At 50.3% G+C, this 19,050-nt stretch carries 19 protein-coding genes; 8 read left to right on the top strand and 11 right to left on the bottom strand.

The features are described 5' to 3' along the window. Positions 1–8: 8 nt before the first annotated feature. Entirely contained in the window at positions 9–209 is a 201-nt protein-coding gene (locus CFI03_RS01605) for a hypothetical protein (protein WP_127496358.1), read from the bottom strand. Positions 210–382: 173 nt separating this feature from the next. Further along, positions 383–832, bottom strand: coding sequence for an Hsp20/alpha crystallin family protein (locus CFI03_RS01600; RefSeq protein WP_248756280.1), 450 nt, complete (start codon positions 830–832; stop codon positions 383–385). A 165-nt stretch (positions 833–997) separates the two neighbouring features. On the opposite strand from CFI03_RS01600, the gene CFI03_RS01595 reads away from it, so the two are divergent. The 6 genes from CFI03_RS01595 to CFI03_RS01570 all read left to right on the top strand — a co-directional run bounded on the left by CFI03_RS01595 (position 998) and on the right by CFI03_RS01570 (position 3,049). Beyond that, the gene (locus tag CFI03_RS01595) at positions 998–1,228 is read left to right on the top strand and encodes a spore germination protein (protein WP_015843867.1); all 231 of its coding nucleotides are present in this window, start codon (positions 998–1,000) and stop codon (positions 1,226–1,228) included. 3 nt (positions 1,229–1,231) lie between these two features. Next, entirely contained in the window at positions 1,232–1,435 is a 204-nt protein-coding gene (locus CFI03_RS01590; RefSeq protein ID WP_127496360.1) for a spore germination protein GerPB, read from the top strand. A 27-nt stretch (positions 1,436–1,462) separates the two neighbouring features. Beyond that, positions 1,463–2,140, top strand: coding sequence for a spore germination protein GerPC (locus CFI03_RS01585; RefSeq protein WP_248756279.1), 678 nt, complete (start codon positions 1,463–1,465; stop codon positions 2,138–2,140). 19 nt (positions 2,141–2,159) lie between these two features. Next, positions 2,160–2,378: a hypothetical protein gene (locus CFI03_RS01580; RefSeq protein WP_248756402.1), complete on the top strand. Its 219-nt coding sequence runs from the start codon at positions 2,160–2,162 to the stop codon at positions 2,376–2,378. Between the two features lie 14 nt (positions 2,379–2,392). Next, the gene (locus CFI03_RS01575) at positions 2,393–2,803 is read left to right on the top strand and encodes a spore germination protein GerPE (RefSeq protein ID WP_248756278.1); all 411 of its coding nucleotides are present in this window, start codon (positions 2,393–2,395) and stop codon (positions 2,801–2,803) included. Between the two features lie 114 nt (positions 2,804–2,917). Next, positions 2,918–3,049: a sporulation protein YjcZ gene (locus tag CFI03_RS01570; RefSeq protein ID WP_127496364.1), complete on the top strand. Its 132-nt coding sequence runs from the start codon at positions 2,918–2,920 to the stop codon at positions 3,047–3,049. A gap of 62 nt (positions 3,050–3,111) precedes the next feature. Here the strand turns inward: CFI03_RS01570 and CFI03_RS01565 are convergent, their stop codons facing one another. Genes CFI03_RS01565 through glgB form a run of 5 tightly spaced genes read right to left on the bottom strand, consistent with a single transcriptional unit; the run spans position 3,112 to position 10,768 of the window. Beyond that, positions 3,112–5,082, bottom strand: coding sequence for a glycoside hydrolase family 15 protein (locus CFI03_RS01565; RefSeq protein ID WP_201003692.1), 1,971 nt, complete (start codon positions 5,080–5,082; stop codon positions 3,112–3,114). Next, on the bottom strand, positions 5,064–6,527 hold the full coding sequence (glgA, locus tag CFI03_RS01560) for a glycogen synthase GlgA (protein ID WP_248756277.1): 1,464 nt from the start codon (positions 6,525–6,527) through the stop codon (positions 5,064–5,066). The genes CFI03_RS01565 and glgA overlap by 19 nt, the downstream gene beginning before the upstream one ends. 40 nt (positions 6,528–6,567) lie before the next feature. Beyond that, a complete protein-coding gene (gene glgD / locus CFI03_RS01555) occupies positions 6,568–7,680 on the bottom strand; it encodes a glucose-1-phosphate adenylyltransferase subunit GlgD (protein ID WP_127496367.1) in 1,113 nt (370 codons plus the stop codon). Further along, positions 7,677–8,846, bottom strand: coding sequence for a glucose-1-phosphate adenylyltransferase (locus CFI03_RS01550; protein WP_248756276.1), 1,170 nt, complete (start codon positions 8,844–8,846; stop codon positions 7,677–7,679). Before CFI03_RS01550 ends, glgD begins: the two co-directional genes overlap by 4 nt. Then, the gene (gene glgB, locus CFI03_RS01545) at positions 8,825–10,768 is read right to left on the bottom strand and encodes a 1,4-alpha-glucan branching protein GlgB (protein WP_248756275.1); all 1,944 of its coding nucleotides are present in this window, start codon (positions 10,766–10,768) and stop codon (positions 8,825–8,827) included. Before glgB ends, CFI03_RS01550 begins: the two co-directional genes overlap by 22 nt. Positions 10,769–11,431: 663 nt before the next feature. On the opposite strand from glgB, the gene CFI03_RS01540 reads away from it, so the two are divergent. Then, on the top strand, positions 11,432–12,010 hold the full coding sequence (locus CFI03_RS01540) for a helix-turn-helix domain-containing protein (RefSeq protein ID WP_248756274.1): 579 nt from the start codon (positions 11,432–11,434) through the stop codon (positions 12,008–12,010). A gap of 8 nt (positions 12,011–12,018) precedes the next feature. Here the strand turns inward: CFI03_RS01540 and helD are convergent, their stop codons facing one another. Beyond that, positions 12,019–14,343 carry an RNA polymerase recycling motor HelD gene (gene helD, locus CFI03_RS01535; protein ID WP_248756273.1) on the bottom strand — a complete coding sequence of 775 codons (2,325 nt, stop codon included), beginning with the start codon at positions 14,341–14,343 and terminating at the stop codon, positions 12,019–12,021. A gap of 302 nt (positions 14,344–14,645) precedes the next feature. On the opposite strand from helD, the gene CFI03_RS01530 reads away from it, so the two are divergent. Then, on the top strand, positions 14,646–15,338 hold the full coding sequence (locus tag CFI03_RS01530) for a queuosine precursor transporter (RefSeq protein ID WP_248756272.1): 693 nt from the start codon (positions 14,646–14,648) through the stop codon (positions 15,336–15,338). A 62-nt stretch (positions 15,339–15,400) separates the two neighbouring features. On the opposite strand, the gene CFI03_RS01525 is transcribed toward CFI03_RS01530, so the two are convergent. The 3 genes from CFI03_RS01525 to CFI03_RS01515 form a co-directional block, all read right to left on the bottom strand. Next, positions 15,401–17,668 carry an alpha/beta hydrolase family protein gene (locus CFI03_RS01525; protein WP_248756271.1) on the bottom strand — a complete coding sequence of 756 codons (2,268 nt, stop codon included), beginning with the start codon at positions 17,666–17,668 and terminating at the stop codon, positions 15,401–15,403. Beyond that, positions 17,653–18,447: an ABC transporter ATP-binding protein gene (locus tag CFI03_RS01520; RefSeq protein ID WP_248756270.1), complete on the bottom strand. Its 795-nt coding sequence runs from the start codon at positions 18,445–18,447 to the stop codon at positions 17,653–17,655. The genes CFI03_RS01525 and CFI03_RS01520 overlap by 16 nt, the downstream gene beginning before the upstream one ends. 150 nt (positions 18,448–18,597) lie before the next feature. After that, positions 18,598–19,044: a DUF4190 domain-containing protein gene (locus CFI03_RS01515; protein WP_127496376.1), complete on the bottom strand. Its 447-nt coding sequence runs from the start codon at positions 19,042–19,044 to the stop codon at positions 18,598–18,600. Positions 19,045–19,050 lie beyond the last annotated feature (6 nt).

The raw sequence follows: 19,050 nt of genomic DNA, 5'->3' as shown, positions 1-19,050 counted from the left end.
GAAACCCGCTATAAATACCATTTGTTCAAAATAATCATCAAGGCGATGAAGCTGACGACAGCTCCCGCAAAACAAACCCATCCGTAACGGAAGCGCTGCTGGAACATCCGAAGAATGCCAAGACTTAATAATCCGAATATGAGCAATAAAAAGACGACCCCGATAATAAATAACGAAGTAGAGATGTCACTGACATCGACTAAAGTCACTGCATACACTCCCCTATGTAATAATGCAAGTACACAATTAGCATTATAAGGGATTGTCCCTCCGTTCGCCAACCACAATCCGTAAGAAAAGGTGACAAAATGAAACGGCTTTCACCACCCATTGGTTCAAAACGTTACTAACCTAAAGAAAACGACGGCCAACAGGCCCTGGATTAGCGACCTCTCAACCATCGTATATCCGTTTCGTAATAAGAGCCAGCCCGAGGTCTTTTGCGCAGCTTAACTTGCAACACATAGTTTTTCACAACCGCTTGGCAAATAGTCGGCTTTACAAGCTTAGGCAGCTTAATGATTTCCTTCTGTTGATTAGGAAGCCCTTCAATCCGCAATCGGTCGTCCCGCACGTACAACCGAAGATTTTCCCGGCTTACTTCACGCGGAAGGTGGAACTTCACAAGTAAGTCTTGATGAGTCTCAAAGAAAGAAATCCCCTCGTTCTCATCCGCTTGATCCAAGATGGAATTTGCTGCAGAAGGCAGTGATTTCGTCATCATCTTCCTGACGAATTTCTCCACCCAATCCGGCTCTTTCATCACATCGAAGCCTTTTGGCAAACGTTGTCCGTCCAGCCATCTCTCAAGCTCATCCCATTTGTTTTCCACGATCCCGTTCACCTCCAGCCATTCCTTGTTAGCATATGCGAAGCTGGGCGGTGCGGCTACTTCTTTCCGTTCGCTGGGCACTTATCCACACGGGCCGCGGAACCTCTAGGCGTATGCCGCATACGATAATATACGAGACGCTTTAAGGGAAAAGGGTGAGTACGAATGCCTTCTATCGTTGGATTTGTAAAAGTCGTAAGCGTCGGCTCCAGTGCCGTCGTTCAATTCGGAGACGCGGTTCAAGTATCGCCCTCCAGCCAGACGAAAACCTATGCCGGCTCCGGCTCGTTCCTGACAGGAAGCCTGGCAAATTCAAACAATGCGGTCAGCGCGACCAACACGCTTGATCCGGACGTTCAAGACAATTCTCAAAACAATCTTGAAACCGTGGTGTAAGGTATGAACTGGACTATTTATCAGACGATCACCATACAGCAGCTTCGAGTAAACAGCGTATCGAACAGCTCTGTCCTGCAAGTCGGAAGCGCGGGATCCATCCGGTCTTTATCCCAAATGTACAATACGGGAGGATTTACCCAACCCGCGCCGCAGCTCGGGGAAGAAAGCCCGCTATCGCTGGTCCCGCTTCCCGATCCCGCTTAACGTTTAATTAGAGAGGAGGCTTTTATCATGCAGCAGCAGCCGCCCGGCAATGGGCTGTCTCCATGGCAAGCCTGGTCGCTTGAGCTTCAGACCAAATTAAGAGCGCAGCAGAGCCAGATTTATTCCTTGGAGCAGCAGCTCGCTGTTCTAAGCGAGCAGCTGAAGCAATTGGAGAACAAGCCAACCTATAATATCGAGAAGCTGGAATATCATTTCGACCAATTAAAAGTAGAGAAGCTTGAAGGCACTTTAAATATCGGCATGACTCCGCCGGGCATGCCCGGCGGCGACGGGGATATCGATCAGCTTGCGGTACAGCAGCATAAGCCTAACGTATACCCGGCAGCAGCCTCCGGCATAACCCCGCCGTCCGAGCCATATGCGGGCTTGCGGGCGGAAGTGGATCGTTTTTTGAGCCAGCACGGTACGCAAAGGCTTATCGCACTCGAAACCGAATACGGGGTCGACCTTGATCCGTATCATCGCCGCATGGTTCTCGAGGATATCCGCAAGCAGCTTCCAACCCGCATTCATTTCTATATGCAGCTGAAGCCGGGCGAGGCGGAAGCAGGAGCCGGCGGACAAGAACAAAATCCGCAAACCGAGCAGGAGAAAAAAGAAATGATTTTATCCAAAACGATCCGGGATGCGGATGCCGCCATGCAAAAATATATCCAGTCGCTAAAAAGCGGCAATGGCAGCTGACAGGAGAGGTTAGGCAATGGTGAATTTCACAGTGCATAATTGCGGTTTGACCGTTGGCAATATTGAAATATTAGGTGTATCGGCAGCTTCCATGTTCCAGATCGGCGACTCTGACTACGTCACCTTGTATTCGATGTTTGATACCCCGCCCGAATCCGTCATTGTTGGGCCGATAGCCCCGCTCCCCACGCCGGAAGGCGAAGAGGAAGCGGTTGGCGAATCCCCGATGGCCGGTTAGGGGGGACCGTACGAATGGAAGAATCTTATCCCATAAGGGTATCCCAGATTGGGCTGGTATCCGTTGTTGATGTTTCGATTGGGGCGATTATCCAATTTGGGGACCGCGCCGAAGGCTCGCCTAAGCTGAATGCCCTTGCCGTTCAACGGGCTATTGATCATACGAAGGCAGGAAGCGTTTATTTCGAGTCCTACCCGATTTTCGATCGTCCGCTCCCCAAGCTGATCGACCCGGTAGCGGACGCCGGAGAGGATGTACGGGTCAAAAGGGTTAACCACTGCCCTAGGATTAACGTAGGCTGCATAAGCGTGGTTGGCGTGGGCTCCACTTCAAGCCTGCTCGCGGGCAACGCGATGCGAACAACCGCAGAATCTAGAATCAAGCATATCAGGCAGTACGAGAAAACGCTGATTCCTATCACCTAGGCGAAATCATCAAAAGCATCTGCACAGGTACAAATGTCCAATTTCCGTACACACTCCCCTCATATATTGGTCTTGTGATTGGGAATCACCACAACGACTCGGGAGGAATGAACAATGGGTTACCCTGTAGCAGGAGCTAATATGGGCTGTGCACCGGTTCAAGGAGTCTGGAATAATAGCGCGGCCTATATTCTTGTTTTATTCGTATTGCTGGTTATCATTATCCGTACCTGCAGCTTCTTCTAAGAAGCGCTACGGATCAAAACAAAGCCGCTTAGCAGTCTGCTAAGCGGCTTTACTTCATGGATTTACTTCTTCGCGCCTTGGAGTTCTTTATACTTCGCAGCGTATTTGCTTACGCTTTGAACAAAGGTCGCATGCGACCAGGTGAGCGGTGCCACGGACAGCGGCGAGCCGTCGTACGGATTAAGCTGCTCCGGCAGCAGCCCGCTCGACAAGGCGTGATCGACGACCCATTCCAACGTCCTGAGCGGACCTTCCAGGTCTGCCAGCGTAAGCGCGGATTCAATCTCGTAATTAGCGACCCACAGCGTGCAGATGATCCACGGATTGCCTGGAACCTGGTCGATTTCTCCGGATTGCTGGAAGTAATAATCATTGGTATATCTGGCGATACCGCCAATATGAGTCTTTACGCGAAGCCCTTCTTTTATGGCATTCATCGTCTTCTGCACGCGTTCATCATGAACGGACAAGACGCCAAATTCCCATAATCCGAATATGCTGCTCTCCAGCGTCATATCCTTCACCCACCGGTTATCCCGTTGTACAAGCCCGCGGGCGAAACGGCCGGATTCTTCATCCCAGAGATGGGTCAATATCCCGGTCTTGACCGTATGCGCCATATTGCGGTAATGGTCGCTCCGCTCATAATCTCCGAACAGCTCGGTGAAGAAGGCTCCTGCCATTAAACCGGCATACACGGAAGCGGCGGTATACGTCCAGATCCCGTACCGTTCCTCCCACAGATCATAGCTTGGCTTCGGAAGCGACAGCTCCGGCTCGATATATTCGCTGAGGAAGGAAGCAGCCTTCCGGATCAAGTTGCTGTAGAGGGATTGAGGCAGCTCGATAACCTGATTCCGCGAGTAGTCCTGCCACAAGGCAAACAGAACAAGCGCGGTCTCGTCTTCCTGGATCGGAATTCTCTGGCTCCCCTTCACAATATAGGGATGCCAGCTGGAGCCTACCGTGCCGTCCGGATTGTACTTATGATACAGATAACCTTCCGGTGACAAGGCGTTCGCGCAGAAATAGAAAAACGGCGAAATGACGCTTTGATAGCCAGCAAGCGACATCGCCTCGGCGATCAGCGCGCCGTCGCGCGGCCACATATAGCTGTAATGATCGCGGTTGTACTGCAAAATATCCGTATCGTTCGCTGCCAGAATAGCGCCGCGCTCATCGACCTGCGTCCGGACAAGCAGCAGACTATGCTTGAACATTCGGGTGACCTCTTTGGGCAAATCCCCTAGATCGGACTCGGCACGCTGCAGCCAATGCTTCCAGTAAATGACGATCCGGCTGAGCAGCTTCTCGGGATGATTATCCTTCACGTATTTATGAAGGGTTTTGACTTCCTCGAGATTTTTGCCAACGGACATCCAGTAATACAACGTCTTTTCTCCGTTGCCCGGCACCGTTGTGCGAAGGCCAATCGTACTGTCAACCGAGCCTTGGGCAATCGTATTGCCCATGAGCACGCCGTCTTCCGCGTCGCGCCAGGTTCCCTCGGCGGAGTGAAACCTTTTAATACCGGTAGAATATTGCATAATGCCGCCTTCATCCGTGCATCCGCTGAACATGAAGTAATTCGAACGCTTGTAGTGGAACATCGTGTTATTTTCCGGATAATAAGCAGCCGTATCTCCTACCTCAGAACCTTCGATCATCAAATCCTGATGGAAGAAAAGCCGGGCTTCCCGGCTTTCATTCCTCTTGTTGCGCACAACAACCCGTTTAATGTAGATGCATTCGCGCTGATGAATACCATCGTTCATTTGCAACTCTACGCCTAATCCCTCATGCCTCGCAATAATGTTCGTCACAAGGGAATCCTCGATATAGTTGAGCTCGAATTCCCATTCCTTCTCATCCAGCCAAGAAAATGCGCCTCCGATCCAGATCCCGAACCGGCAATAGTGACCGCCCACATGGTTTAGCTGTCCGACATACGGAAAATAAATATCCCGAATAAAACAATGTTGATCCAAATTGAGCAGCAACTTACCATTGCCGATTACAAGGTGACGGGCCATCTTTCAGTCCCCTTTCGAGAAGCAAGAAGTTGATCGTACAAGGCTATATAAGCTTTTGCCGAGCGGCTCCAGCTGTAATCTTCCTTGCCGGCGTTGTCTACGATGCGGCGCCAGACGGCATCATCGCGGTAGAAGTGCAGCGCCCGTCTCACCGTATACATGAAATCGTCCGCGTTATAGTGCGTGAAGCTGAAGCCGTTGCCTTCCCCGGTCTCTTCATTATAGGAGAAGACCGTATCCTTTAGACCGCCAGTTTCCCGGACTACGGGAATGGAACGGTAACGAAGAGCAAGCAGCTGGCTTAAGCCGCAAGGCTCAAAACGGGAAGGCATAAGGAAAATATCCGAGCCTGCATAGATCCTTCTTGCCAGGCGGTCGTTATAACCAAGCCATACCGCGGCTTTATTCGGATAACGGGCGACCAGATGATTCATGGCATTCTCGTAATGCCAATCTCCCGCTCCCAGAACAACAAGCTGTACATCCTCCTGCATAAGCTCGTCAAGCTTCCAGGTAATGAGGTCCATCCCTTTCGACTCCACCAGACGACTGATAACACCGATCAGCGGGGTTTCCTCCGATTCTGGAAGACCCAGCTCCGCCTGCAAGCTCAGCTTGTTCTTGCGCTTGCGGGAGATAGAGGAACGGTAAGGCGTATGTAGGGCATCATCGTTCATCGGATCGTATAGCTCGGTATCAATCCCGTTGATAATGCCTGTAAGATCGCCGGAACGGCTGCTTAGCAGACCGTCAAGCTTCTCGCCGTGCTCCCAGCTCTGGATTTCCCGCGCATAGGATTCACTGACCGTTGTCAGCTTGTCCGCATAGACAAGCCCCCCTTTCAGGCAGCTTGCGGCACCGTGAAATTCCAGTTTGTCGGCGGTAAACATTTCGTCTCCCGCTCCCAGAAGCTCCTTCAATAGATCAATGCCGAACAACCCTTGATACATCAGGTTATGGATCGTGAATACCGACTTCACGCCGTCCCAGGCTGGATCATTCGAATAACGGGTGCGGAGCAGAACCGGAATAAGACCGGCCTGCCAATCATGGCAGTGAACGATATCCGGCTTGTAATCCAGGTACCGCACAGCCTCCATTACCGCAACGGAATAGAAGACAAACCGCTCGGCATCGTCGTTGTAACCGTACAGCCCTCTGCGCCCGAAATAAAACTCATTATCGATCAGATAGAAGACTACGCCGTCGATTTCCGCACGGAACAAGCCGCAATATTGACTTCTCCAACCAAAATTTACATAAAATTCTGCAATTCGCTCAAAATTCTGAATATAATAATCTGGGATCTGCTCATACTTGGGCATAATAATACGAACATCGGCTCCACGTTGCTTAAGCGCCTTCGGCAAAGCTCCTGCAACGTCAGCCAGTCCGCCCGATTTGGCGAGCGGAGTTGCTTCGGAAGCGGCCATTAATATATTCACGCCTGATCACCTCATACCCTATCCATAATTTAATTGCTATTTATATAATCTTACGCTTGCCTGCCAGAAACGGATTTTCGGAAGAACCGCGGATATCGCGGTCATACTGAACGCGTACATCCTTATCCAGAATGCAGTGCTGAACCAGGCTGTTCTCGCCGATGTCGCCGTTTTGCATAATAATGCTATTGCGGACAACGGCCCCTTTGCGGACATGAACTCCGCGGAACAGAATGCTGTTCTCGACCGTTCCTTCAATTCGGCAGCCGTTAGCGATAAGGGAATCGGTCACTTTGGATGTTCCCAAATAGCGGGCCGGCGGTTCATCCTTGCCTTTCGTGAAGACCATGCCCGGCTGGAAGAACAGTTCGCGCCACACGTCGGGGCGAAGCAGGCTCATGTTGCTCTGGTAGAAACTCGACAAAGTATTCACGACAGCCAGATAACCCTCGTGCAAATAGCCGTAGACGCGAAGCTTATCGATTCTCGAGAAAATCGCGTGGCGGACCAAGTGGTCCTGCCCTTGGGCAAGGGATGTCTCGACGAGTTCCATCAGGAGATCCTTGCGCATTACGTACATTTCCATGGAAGAGATATCGCTGTTCATTCTTCCGTAATGGTCCTGCATAGCCGTGACGCGGCCATCCGGATCCATCTTCATCTTGCGGGCCTTGCCGCCCATTAGGTCGGCATCCCGCTTGCACACGACCGTAATATCCGCTTCGCGTTCCTTATGCGCTTCGATAATCGGTTCGAAATCGATGTTGCACACCATATGACTGCGGGCAATTACGACATATTCCAGCGTGGATCGGTTGAAATAGTCGCGGTGCTGGTAGAAATGATATAAGTCCCCGCGGCTGACTTCCTGAATGTCGTCCGTTGCCGGAGGAAGAAGGAACAAGCCGCTCTGACGGTTATTTAAGTCCCAATGGTCGCCGGAACCGACGTGATCCATGAGGGAACGGTATTTCGTATGTGCGAATACGGCTACTTTATTAATTCCGGAGTTCACCATGCTTGACAGAATGAAATCGATAAGCCGGTATCTTGCGCCAAACGGCACGGTAGCAAGGCAGCGGTTTTGCGTCAGCCGCTCCATATCGTCGTTTTCGTGAATCAGATTGATAACGCCCATAACTTGATGTTTCATGACGGCTCCACCTCCAGCAGCATCGGTTCATTGGATACAAACTCGCCTACGGCAACAACGGTAATCGCATCATCGTCGGGACTGCCGATGCATACGCCGTTTTCGATTACAGCACCTTCGCCAATTATCGCCCGGTAGACGCGGGCTCCTTCGCCAATTTTCACATTCGGCATAATGACCGATTCGTTAACGATACTGTTTTTGCCCGTCGTAACGCCAAAGAACAGTACGGATCGCTCGACATCGCCTTCCACAATGCAGCCTTCCGTCACCATAGAGGAGGATACGCTCGCCCCGCAAGCCACGTATTGGGCCGGCCGGTTAGGGCTGACGGAGAAAATTCGCCAATCTTTATCGGCAAGATCAAGCGAAGGCTTATCATCTAATAAATCCATATTGGCTTCCCATAAGCTTTCGATCGTGCCGACATCCTTCCAGTAACCGCGGAAAGCATACGTGCTCAGATGCAAACCGTCTCTCATCATGGAAGGAATTACGTCCTTGCCGAAGTCATGACTGGAATTGCGGCTGGCTTCGTCTTGAATCAAATACTTCTTCAATACCGACCAGGTGAAAATATAGACGCCCATCGAAGCGATATTGCTGGTCGGATTTTTAGGCTTTTCTTCGAAAGCCGTAATCCGGTCTTCGTCATCCACGTGCATGACGCCAAAGCGGCTTGCTTCCTTCCACGGCACTTCAATGCCGGCAATCGTAATGTCCGCCCCACTTTTCTTGTGATGCTGCAGCATCAGATCGTAATCCATTTTATAAATATGGTCACCCGAGATGACCAGAACATAGTTTGGGTCATAAGATTCAATAAACGCCATATTTTGATAGATTGCATTTGCCGTTCCTTTATACCATACCCCGCCTTTTTGCTTGACGAATGGAGGCAGAATGGACATGCCGCCATCCCTGCGGTCCAGCCCCCATGGGCTTCCGATGCCCAAATACCGATTCAATTCGAGCGGCTGGTATTGCGTAAGAACCCCAACCGTGTCAATGCCCGAATGCGTGCAATTGCTTAAAGTAAAGTCGATAATGCGGTACTTCCCCCCAAAATAGACAGCCGGCTTCGCCAAATCCTTTGTGAGAACTCCCAGTCGCTTGCCTTCTCCTCCTGCCAGCAGCATTGCAATCATTTCCTTTTTTCGACCCATGACACCAACCCCTTCTTAATGTGGTCTCCGCCCGCAAAGCTGTATAATTGGAAGGATAGAGGGGGGAGATTGATGGAAATGCTTTGGTTATAGCCGTGCCAGCTCACTTTCTCGCTGTCATGCTTCTGTAAACACTGTGAATCGGAACCTCCGAACTGTACCTCATTGCTGTTTAGGATCATGCGATAACAGCCCGGCTGCGGCACGCCTAATCGATAATGGGTATAACCGTTTCTGGAGAAGTTGGCAACCGTAACAGTGAAGCCCTGCTTGCCATAACGAATGAAAGATATGATCGATTGTTCAGCATTATTCACATCAATCCATTGAAATGCGTAAGCGTCCTGATCTCTTTCCCATAGCGACGGTTCATGGGTATAAACCTGGTTCAAAGCTTTGACATAGCCGTGCATCTTGCCGTGAAGATCGTAATCGAGCAGCATCCAATCAAGCGGTTCGCGGTCCTTCCATTCGTCGAACTGTCCCCATTCGCTGCCCATAAACAGCAGCTTCTTGCCCGGATGGGCGATCCAATAGCCGTATAACAAACGTAATTGAGCGAATTTTTCCTCGTAGGTGCCAGGCATTTTGTTCAGCAAGGAACGTTTGCCGTGTACAACCTCGTCATGCGAGAACGGTAAAACGTAATTTTCAGAGAAAGCGTACAAAAGTGAGAAAGTAAGTAGGTGGTGGTGGTGTGAGCGGTCGGCAGGATCGATCGACATGTATTTGAGCACGTCGTTCATCCAGCCCATATTCCATTTAAAGTTAAATCCCAGCCCGCCTAAGTAGGTAGGTGAGGTGACTGCAGGCCAAGCGGAAGAATCTTCTGCGATCATTAGTGCGTCTGGGTAGTAGTGAAATACGGTTTCGTTAAGCCGTTTCATGAAGCGGAGAGCGTCTAGATTGTCGGTGCCGCCATACTCGTTCCAGGTGAAGAGCTCGGGCGGTTTATCCATGTGGAGATTGATCATGCTGGCGACGGCATCAATCCGAAGACCGTCGAAGTGGAACATTTCCATCCAGTAGATGGCATTGGAGATCAGGAAGCTGATCACTTCGTTTCGTTTGAAATCGAAGGCCAGTGTTCCCCATAAAGGCTTTTCGGCAAGCCGCTCGTCATTTCCTTCAAAGATCGGAGTACCGTCAAAGCGACGCAATCCATGTTCATCCTTGCAGAAGTGACCGGGAACCCAGTCGAGAATAACGCCTATGCCGTACGCGTGGCAGCGGTCGATAAACTTCATCAGCTGCTTAGGCTTGCCGTAACGGCTGGACGGCGCGTAATAACCGGTAATCTGATAACCCCAGGATTGGTCAAAAGGATGTTCATTGATTGGCATCAGCTCGATATGGGTATATCCCATTTTGGCTACGTAAGGAACAAGCTGATCGGCAAGTTCTTCGTAGGTGAGGAAATTCTCCTCCCCTTTCAGCTGCCAGGAGCCAGCGTGCACTTCGTAAAGCATTAGCGGATTGGAATAAGCGGGCCGCTTATGCCTGGAATCCATCCATTTCTTGTCCCGCCAAGGGAATCCGTATAGATCAGACACTACGGAGGCGGTTTGAGGACGCCTTTCGGCGAGGAAAGCGTAAGGATCTGCCTTGAGCAGCCGCTGACCTGTTGAGGTCACAATCTCGTACTTGTAAATAGCGCCTTCGCCAAGTCCCGGTACGAAGAGAACCCAGACCCCTGTCGAAGAAACGCGTTCCATCAACGAACCGGAACCATCCCAGTTGTTATGCTGGCCAACAAGCCGAACCTCCCTGGCGTGCGGAGCCCACACTGCAAACCTGACGCCATCTTTACCGTCCCAGTCCATGACATGCGCACCCATGAACCGGTAACTGTGGTGAGAGCTGCCTTTGTTGAACAGATACAAATCGCTCATCAGAAGGCCGTATGGTGCCGTTTGAATCATTTCCGACAATCGCCTCCATTTGGTTACAATGGTACCGCAGCGTTAAAGGATTCATTCTCTGGTAAATAGGGAGTTACCTCCATTATACATATTTTAATGAAAATAAACACCCCATTTTCAGAAAATGGATGTAAAGTTACCTTACATCAAATTGGTCATTTTTCTTTAAAACTCGATTGATGTAATAATGCTTGACACACAGTCCTTTCGATACGGCTTGACTTGAACAATTGATCCAGCTGCAATCGACCAGTTTCTTTGTCCTGCGAGGCATAACGGTATTCGGATCGCCATGTCTCATCAGGCGTTGATGGTGCATGGAGCACAGGTCTCTTGCCTTGACCGGTTTGGAGCAATTATCGATCCCGCATGTTTTCATGTTGTCTATTTCCCCCTAAGTTTCAAACCTGCGTTTTCTAATATTACCCGAGAACATAGATTCATACAAAACTCGCTGGTAGCTGAACACCCTATCATTTTGTCATAGAAATGACAGCTTCCGCATGATTGAACCGTTTCATGCCAGCAAGTTTAATTTATTAAACCAAACTGCATTTATTCTTGACGATTTTGTTAAATATAGTAAAGCTATTGTATAGTACAAGCGTAAAGCTTATACTCGATTTTGTGCATTGGCGTGCTTGGAATTAAGGAGGACCAATTTTGATTGCATTTTACCAAATCTTCCAAATACTTGACCAGCCGATGATACTTATCCGAGTATCAAGGGCGTCAACAACGATACATGAAACAAATGAAGCCTTCTGCAGGCTTTCCGGATATAAACAGGAGCAGTTGAAGGGAATGTCGATCGAGCTGCTTATAGCCCATTATTTGCCGTGCGACAGCAGCCTGCATTTTACGCAGGAGACAACCCTGATATCCGCCAAACAAGATGAGATTGCCGTGCATCTGGAATTCCGGGCTTTGACCATATCCGATCAGGATGAGGCCAGATATGCGCTGATCATCTTCGGAAGCAAGAGCGAACATGCGCGAGAAGAGCCGTTAACGGCGATCAAGCAAGTCTATGACTCTTCCAAACGGCTTAAGATGTGGATGGCCAAGCGGGATATAAGCGCCAACCAGATGGCTGCCGCGACGAATATTTCCTTGCAGACCATCTCCAAGCTTCGAAATGGACATATACAAAAGCCCAACCGGTTAACGGCTGAGCTTATTGCAGGAGAATTGCAGGTTGCAGTCAGCGATATCTGGCCGGAGGTACGTAACGGCCGGTAATCGCTGACTTATTTTTTGGACATGGCATCCGTCAGGAACGGTGTCGGTTCCGAGAGATAGTACAGATGCAGCTCATGCATGGCGCGGGTGCATGCGGTATAGAACAGCTTGCGCTCGCTCTCCCTGCCATAAACGTCGCTTGAAGCGTTGTACAGAATAACGGCATCAAACTCCACGCCTTTGGCCAAATAAGACGGAATGACGACGGTGCCGTTCTCGAAGGTTACCGTCTCCTTCTCAATCAGCCTCGTTCCGGGACAGTTCTGTTCCAATGCCTCATAAGCTGTCAGGCTTTCCTCCGCAGTCTTGCAAATGACCGCAATGGAATTTGCGCCTTCCTCTTGCAAGCGCCGGATTCGCTCCGCAATCATCCCGTGCAGCTCCGATACATTCGCAACAGCCGTTACCGTCGGCTCGTCACCGTTACGATTAAACGGCACGATTCGACTTCCGCCCTCGATCATCCTGCTCGTAAATTCGACAATCGGTTTTGTCGAACGATAACTGCGAGTCAGCACTATTGTCTCAGTCTCTTCCTTGCTGTAAAGCTCTCCCAGCGGATCGAATCCATTCCCCAAAGCGGCATGCGCGAATATCGATTGGTTCAGGTCGCCGAGCGCCGTCATCTTCGCCATGGGGAAAACTCTCTTCAAATAATAGAACTGGAATGGCGAATAATCCTGCGCTTCATCGATAAACAGATGCCTTACCGATGTGTTGGTCTGGAAGCCTTCAATTAAATCCTTCATATATAAGTAAGGCGTTGCGTCTTCATAAGTAAGTATTCCATGCTTAAGCTGTTCCACGGTAAGCTTGCGGATCGCCTCCCATTCAAGCCGACTTTCTTCGACAAGCCATGGAGGCTGCTCGCTTTCGTATAATCGAAGGTATAAGGTCTGCGTGTCGACAAATCTTAGTTTCTTCACGCGGCTCCGCAAACGTTTGAACCTTTCCTGGACGATCATGGTAGCCAGCACATCTTTTTCGCGGTCAAAATCATCAAAGGAGTCCGAGGTATAGCGCTCCTTGCGGTTTAACTCATTAAACGCATGAATGTATGCTTCTTTATCCAGCAGCTCCATCTCGTCTTCTACCCACTGTTTCTTCCGTTCTTCCTTGCTTAGCCTGGTCAGCTCCTTAAGCAGCCAATCGGCTGTCATCTTGAACCGGTTCGGAATCGTGAAGCTTTTGTCCAAGCTGTAAAAATGCTCTTCGATAGCTTCTGCCGCAATCAGCTTGCGTCCCCGGAACTTGATCGCTTTAAACAATAAACCCGATTCACCAAGCGTATCGACATAACGCTCAATCACTTTCATGAAGGATGCGCCCGACTTATGTCGAATAGAGGCGATGCGCGTTTCGTAATCCGGATCCTCCATGCTTCCAAGCGTATACTCCATCTGAGCAAACGGGTCTTCCAGCGCAAACGATTGCCCAATGCGATGCTCGAGGTATTGCTGGTAAGTTGTTTGCTGCATATTCTGTTCGCCAAGCTCCGGAAGAACCGTCGCGACATAGCTGTTAAACATCGGGTTTGGCGAGAACAAGACGATTTGATCGGCTTGCAGCGATCCCCTGTAACGGTATAGCAGATAGGCTACGCGCTGCAGCGCCGCAGAGGTTTTACCGCTTCCGGCCGCACCTTGAACAATCAGAAGCCTTGCCCGTTCATTGCGGATAATCTGGTTTTGTTCCCGCTGAATCGTAGCTACAATGCTCTTCATCTGGGCATCCGAATGCTTGCCAAGCACCTCTTGCAGTAGCTCGTCGCCGATGGTGACACCGGTATCGAACATACCGTCGATTTGCCCTCGGCGAATGACATATTGGCGTTTCAGCGTCATCCGCCCCTCTATCGATCCCGCAGGAGTTACATAGGAAGCCGGACCCGGCGAATAATCATAGTAGAGACTCGAGACTGGCGCGCGCCAGTCGTAAATCAAATAATTCGACCCGCCTTCATCCAGCATGGACCCAACTCCAAGATAGATCCGCTCTTCCTCGGAGCTGCCATTTTCTATAAAATCAACGCGCCCGAAGTACGGGGTCTGCTCCAGCTTACGCAATAGCTTCACCTGCTGCGATGCATGCCTGTGGCTGTGCTCCCGCTCCGCAAGCACCTCAGCCTGCTGCTTCAGGCTCGCAGCGGACTCCGCCGCTTCAGACGCATCCTCGAAATTCAGCGTAACATCGTCCCAGAAATTTTTCCGGATGTCCACGATATCTTCCCGCATACCGCTTGAGTTTTGCAGCAGCTTGCCCAGCTGCTCGCGAATCAGCCGCATCACTCGGTCCACTCGCTTCTGCTCCTCGATTCGCTGCTCGTCCTGCATGATTGATCCTCTCCTTCAAGCGTAATTACGCGAAATACGATTAAAAGTTCGTTTACCATTGTAACAAAATCTGCCTGTCAAGGTGAAACGGTTTCTCCAGCCTTTTGGTGGGAGAGCGCGTTTCAATCCGGAGAATTCTAAATTCAAGGTGAAACGGTTTCTCCGTCCTTTGGCGGGAGTATTGATCCACCGATAACAAGCGATTATAATGTCAAAGGCAGAAAATCTATCATACACCTTGCGATGCCCTGCTGCAAGTTCCGCGCATCGCTTACTTTATTCGAGACCTACAGGGAGGCAATATGTTTAATTTGTGGTTTGGCGCGCTATTTATGCTCGTCCATTTTACCTTATTTCTGATCTCATACCGGTTATTTGGGCGCGTCGGCATTTACGCCTGGATCGGCATGGCAACCGTACTGGCGAATGTACAGGTGGTCAAAACCGTGGAAATGCCTTTTGATATCGTCATTACGCTTGGCAATACGATGTATGGCACCATTTATCTCGCATCCGATCTGCTTAACGAAAAGTACGGAGAGCGTGCTGCCAAAAAAGCGGTATGGTTCGGCTTCTTTACGCTAATTGCCTCAACGATCATTATGCAGATGGCGCTTGTTTTCCACCCGGACAGCTCCGGACTTGCCCATAACACCAATGATGCCCTGCACATGATCTTTGGGCTGATGCCGCAAATTGCGCTCGGAAGCTTGTGCGCGTATTTCGTCAGCCAGTTTCTCGACGTGAGGATCTATTCCGTTCTTAAGCGGGTATTCCCGGCTCCCGGACAACTCTGGATCCGCAATAACGGCAGTACGGTTATCAGTCAATTTGTGGATACCCTTATCTTTTGCACCATCGCATTTGCCGGCACGCTGGAAGGAAGCGTATGGGTCTCGGTCTTTCTTTCGACCTATGTCATTAAATTTATCGTATCCCTTTGTTCTACTCCGTTCCTGTATGCGGCAAGGCGGTTTACATTTAAGGAAGAATAGCCTTAATTTTTATGAAACAAAATAAAGAGCTCCCCAATCAGGGAGCTCTTTATTTTGGAGATTCAATTGGATAATCCAATATCATCAAGCATGATTTTGCCCGGACCGCCAATAAAGCGGAAAGTGATCTGATTGATGGATAAGTCCTTGTCGTCAACCGCCTCGGCAAAATCATTGAGCGGTACCCGGAATGTCTGGAATACCGACTCCGTGTCATGCTTGTACTTCCCGCTTTTAATGGTCTTCTCAAGCCAAGGAATAATGGTGTACGTCGTAACGAACGGCTGCTGAACCGGCATATAGGCACTCAGCGGTAGAATAATGGTATCTCCAGCCGTTGACATTAACTCAATTTGAATCTGGGGCACGGATTCCTGATGGTCGGGATCCAGCTGCGACGACAGATTGGCGAGAGAAAAGGTAAACATCCGATTCGCGTCAGCCGCGCTTGCAAGCGAGAATGGCTCAGCCAAAGATAAGGTATATGAGCTGTCCTCCAGCCACTCGACCTGCGCACCAACCGTTCCTTTATTATTGTGATCCCGGTCCTTCACGTCCAGCTCATCCCAGGATTTCAGGTTATCCTCTTCAAGCTTTCCGCCTGCCGGCAGCGTTGTTTTGTTCCGGTCCTCGTCGTATCTTGCAATCGTATCAAAGCTCGAGTCCTCGTATCTGGATACGTAAGCGGTGGAATCAGGCAGCCAGTCGAGGCCGGTGCGGTAATCCTGCAGCAGCGGGATGTATTCCGCCTGATGGCGGAGCGTAGTTTCAAGGAAGGCCGACACATAGACTTGAGCGGCCAGCTGCTGCTCTAAGGGCTCCATCATTCCGCGTTGACTCAGGAAAAGACCGCCCGGCGGACGTTCGTCCATCGTTCCCCACTCGGTATTAAACCGGCTGTGATTCGCCTCGGATAAATAAACGGAAGCTTTCCTATAACCGGAACCCGGAGAAAAGCTAGTCCGAATATATTGCCGGTCTCCGTAAAAGTCATTTACATCCCCGTCTCGAGCCCCTTGCAGGACTAGATAATTCACATCGGCAAGATTAGCCGACTTGTTATCGATTGCTTTATCCGTGGGTGCGAGGGCAATTACCGTTTGAATATGAACCTGTTCCTTATCGAGACTGTCCAGACTCCGATCGCCGGCAAACCAGGCATCCCGGTCGGCTGCCATTGCTACGGCTTGACCGCCGCGAGAATGCCCGATGAGCGCAATATTGGAGAAATCCACCTTATTATAGAAAGCACTATCCGACTTTTCGCTAAACGCTTGAATCTGTTGAATATGCTTAAGCAGCATCCAAGCTCTGACTTTAAAATCATTATCCGGAATACCCGACCAAGCCGAATAGTTCAAGAAATTCTCATCTGCCGAAATAGCGATGTATCCACGGCTAGCAAGCAGCTTGCCCAAATAATCGTAACCGGCATCCGAGAAATCTTCCATCAGATGATTGCCATGCACCATCAGGACGAGTGGAAACGGGCCATCCCCGTCGGGCATCCATACCCGGCCATTCAGCGGCAGCTTTTCTTCGTCAAAGCCCCAGAACCTTTCCTTCATCCAATACCAGTTCTTAATGTAATCGGAAGCATCCACTGATGCGGAGATCAGCTCAGCGCCTTTTCCATACTCCTTGCGCTGCTTGTCCGTTCCGCTCCCATACGTGAAAAAACGATAGCCGTAGCTGCCAGGCTCGCTAGGGTTATCGGCGTCGATAGCAGCTACTTCGGAAGCTCCTATCTCCTCCGCCCCGGCGAATACGGCTGCCGCATGCCCGCCGCCGTAAGGCTCTTTCATCCATATAAATACACCGGTCACCGACATGGCGGCAATCACAATGCCGGATATGAGCCGTATGCGGCTTCGGCTGAACCAACCGATCAGTACCCCGGCAACAGCGCCTATTATCGTATAGATAACGGCACATAGAATCGAATTCCAAATCTCGAAATCCGAATAATACAAAATATAATAGCACTCGAAGCCGACGTAAATCAGAAAACCGACGAATAAACGCGGTATCGGCACATACAGCAACGATAAGATAATGGAAATAAGCTGGGTAGCGATCAGTAAAGCCACTGCATTCGCAAGCACAAACGCCCCAACGTCGATAGCCGTCCCAAATCCGGTCGGCATGCCTAATGCGACGGTTATGATTGCTGCGGATCCGAATAACAGGAGTCCCGCCGCCCCGGACCGCCAGAGCGGACCATCGTATTCGAGCCGGTTCCCTATTCGGGAGCTAAGCCAACTAAGAAATCTCTTTCTTCGCGGTTCCGGTTCCGGCTGCAAATGCGATTGAACTAATTCGAGTTCCATAGCGACTCCGATTGCTTGACGAACAGCCAGTTCCGGCCGTCACGGCGTTCAATCTCTACCGGAACATCAAAGAAACGGCTCATTCGCTCTGAGGTCAAAACATCGTTGGTCGCTCCCGCAGCAAAAACTTCACCTTGCTTAATCAACAGCGTATGACTGAAACAAGGCAATATTTCTTCCACATGATGCGTGACGTATATAATGGTAGGGCCGTCTTTCGCCACCTTATGAATCATGGACAATAGCTGCTCGCGCGCAAAAACGTCAAGTCCCGTGCATGGCTCGTCCAGGATAAGCAGCTTCGGTTTTGCCATTAATGCCCTTGCGATCAAGACGCGCTGCCGCTCGCCTTGCGACATCGTATCATAAGTGCGATCAGCCAAATAAGCGCAGCCCAGACTCGTCAGCAAAGCCAACGCCTGGTCTCGATCTGCTTCATTTGTACGATCGTAAAGACCAATCGTGGCGAACTTTCCGCTTAACACAATGTTAATGGCATTTTCGCTGCCGTACAGCTTTTGCTGAAGCGAGGTACTTACCCAGCCGATGCTTTTGCGCAGCTCGCGTAAATCGTATTCCCCGAATTTTTTGCCAAGCACCGAAAGCTGTCCGCTCGTTGGCCAAATATAGCCGTTAATCATATTGAGAAGTGTTGTTTTCCCGGATCCGTTCAAGCCCAGCAAGCACCAATGCTCGTTTGGCTGAACCTTCCAATTAATATCGCGAAGGACCTGCTTGTCCCCACGTTCCCAGCTAGCCTGCTGAATATCAATAACCATCGGATGTTCCCTCCCATACATCTATAAATTATAGGTAAAATCGGGCAGAGCGGCAATCCAAAGTTATTGACAGTCCATTAATACTTTTCCGTATGTACGATTGGAGAACATAAAAAAGCCCCGGCAGCAATTGCTGCCAAGGCCAATTCTTCAGGTGACCGCATAATAAAATGGAACGATAACTAATGAAAGCAATACAGCGATAAGACCAATTGCCATCGCCCAGCCCCCAAGCGCCCTTGCTCCCTGACGGAAAGCAATAAAGCCCAGTACGGCTGAAGTGATACCCAGCACCACGGGCCACAGGAACCAGGATGCTGCCGCAAATACAAGCGCTACCCAGCCAAGGGCTGTTCCCCCGGACTCCACGGCATCTGCCGCTTCTTCGATTTTCTGCTCTCTCGGTACATAGGAGACTGGACTGCCCACAGCGAAATCCGCCGCCATCTCTTCGTGGACGTTGCCCACGTTGTTCTCGTTAGCCCATTCTTCCACTTTACCGCCGTTCAAGTCAGGCATTGCATTTGGCGCAGACACTTCGTATTGCGGATAATCGTTCTTGTGACGATCCGTGATTTTTACGCCTCGTTGATCCATTCCCCG

This window comes from Paenibacillus sp. ATY16 (assembly GCF_003399985.2).
GTDB lineage: Bacteria > Bacillota > Bacilli > Paenibacillales > Paenibacillaceae > Pristimantibacillus > Pristimantibacillus glycanilyticus.
This window is presented reverse-complemented; position numbering and strand designations above follow the sequence as displayed.

What these genes read in the sequence shown, in the direction of transcription:
- CFI03_RS01595 (WP_015843867.1), top strand. Translation starts at nt 998, where the DNA reads ATGCCTTCTATCGTTGGATTTGTAAAAGTCGTAAGCGTCGGCTCCAGT.
- CFI03_RS01590 (WP_127496360.1), top strand. Translation starts at nt 1,232, where the DNA reads ATGAACTGGACTATTTATCAGACGATCACCATACAGCAGCTTCGAGTA.
- CFI03_RS01585 (WP_248756279.1), top strand. Translation starts at nt 1,463, where the DNA reads ATGCAGCAGCAGCCGCCCGGCAATGGGCTGTCTCCATGGCAAGCCTGG.
- CFI03_RS01575 (WP_248756278.1), top strand. Translation starts at nt 2,393, where the DNA reads ATGGAAGAATCTTATCCCATAAGGGTATCCCAGATTGGGCTGGTATCC.
- CFI03_RS01570 (WP_127496364.1), top strand. Translation starts at nt 2,918, where the DNA reads ATGGGTTACCCTGTAGCAGGAGCTAATATGGGCTGTGCACCGGTTCAA.
- CFI03_RS01565 (WP_201003692.1), bottom strand. Translation starts at nt 5,082, where the DNA reads ATGGCCCGTCACCTTGTAATCGGCAATGGTAAGTTGCTGCTCAATTTG.
- glgD (WP_127496367.1), bottom strand. Translation starts at nt 7,680, where the DNA reads ATGAAACATCAAGTTATGGGCGTTATCAATCTGATTCACGAAAACGAC.
- CFI03_RS01550 (WP_248756276.1), bottom strand. Translation starts at nt 8,846, where the DNA reads ATGGGTCGAAAAAAGGAAATGATTGCAATGCTGCTGGCAGGAGGAGAA.
- glgB (WP_248756275.1), bottom strand. Translation starts at nt 10,768, where the DNA reads ATGATTCAAACGGCACCATACGGCCTTCTGATGAGCGATTTGTATCTG.
- helD (WP_248756273.1), bottom strand. Translation starts at nt 14,343, where the DNA reads ATGCAGGACGAGCAGCGAATCGAGGAGCAGAAGCGAGTGGACCGAGTG.
- CFI03_RS01530 (WP_248756272.1), top strand. Translation starts at nt 14,646, where the DNA reads ATGTTTAATTTGTGGTTTGGCGCGCTATTTATGCTCGTCCATTTTACC.
- CFI03_RS01525 (WP_248756271.1), bottom strand. Translation starts at nt 17,668, where the DNA reads ATGGAACTCGAATTAGTTCAATCGCATTTGCAGCCGGAACCGGAACCG.
- CFI03_RS01520 (WP_248756270.1), bottom strand. Translation starts at nt 18,447, where the DNA reads ATGGTTATTGATATTCAGCAGGCTAGCTGGGAACGTGGGGACAAGCAG.
- CFI03_RS01515 (WP_127496376.1), bottom strand. Translation starts at nt 19,044, where the DNA reads ATGGATCAACGAGGCGTAAAAATCACGGATCGTCACAAGAACGATTAT.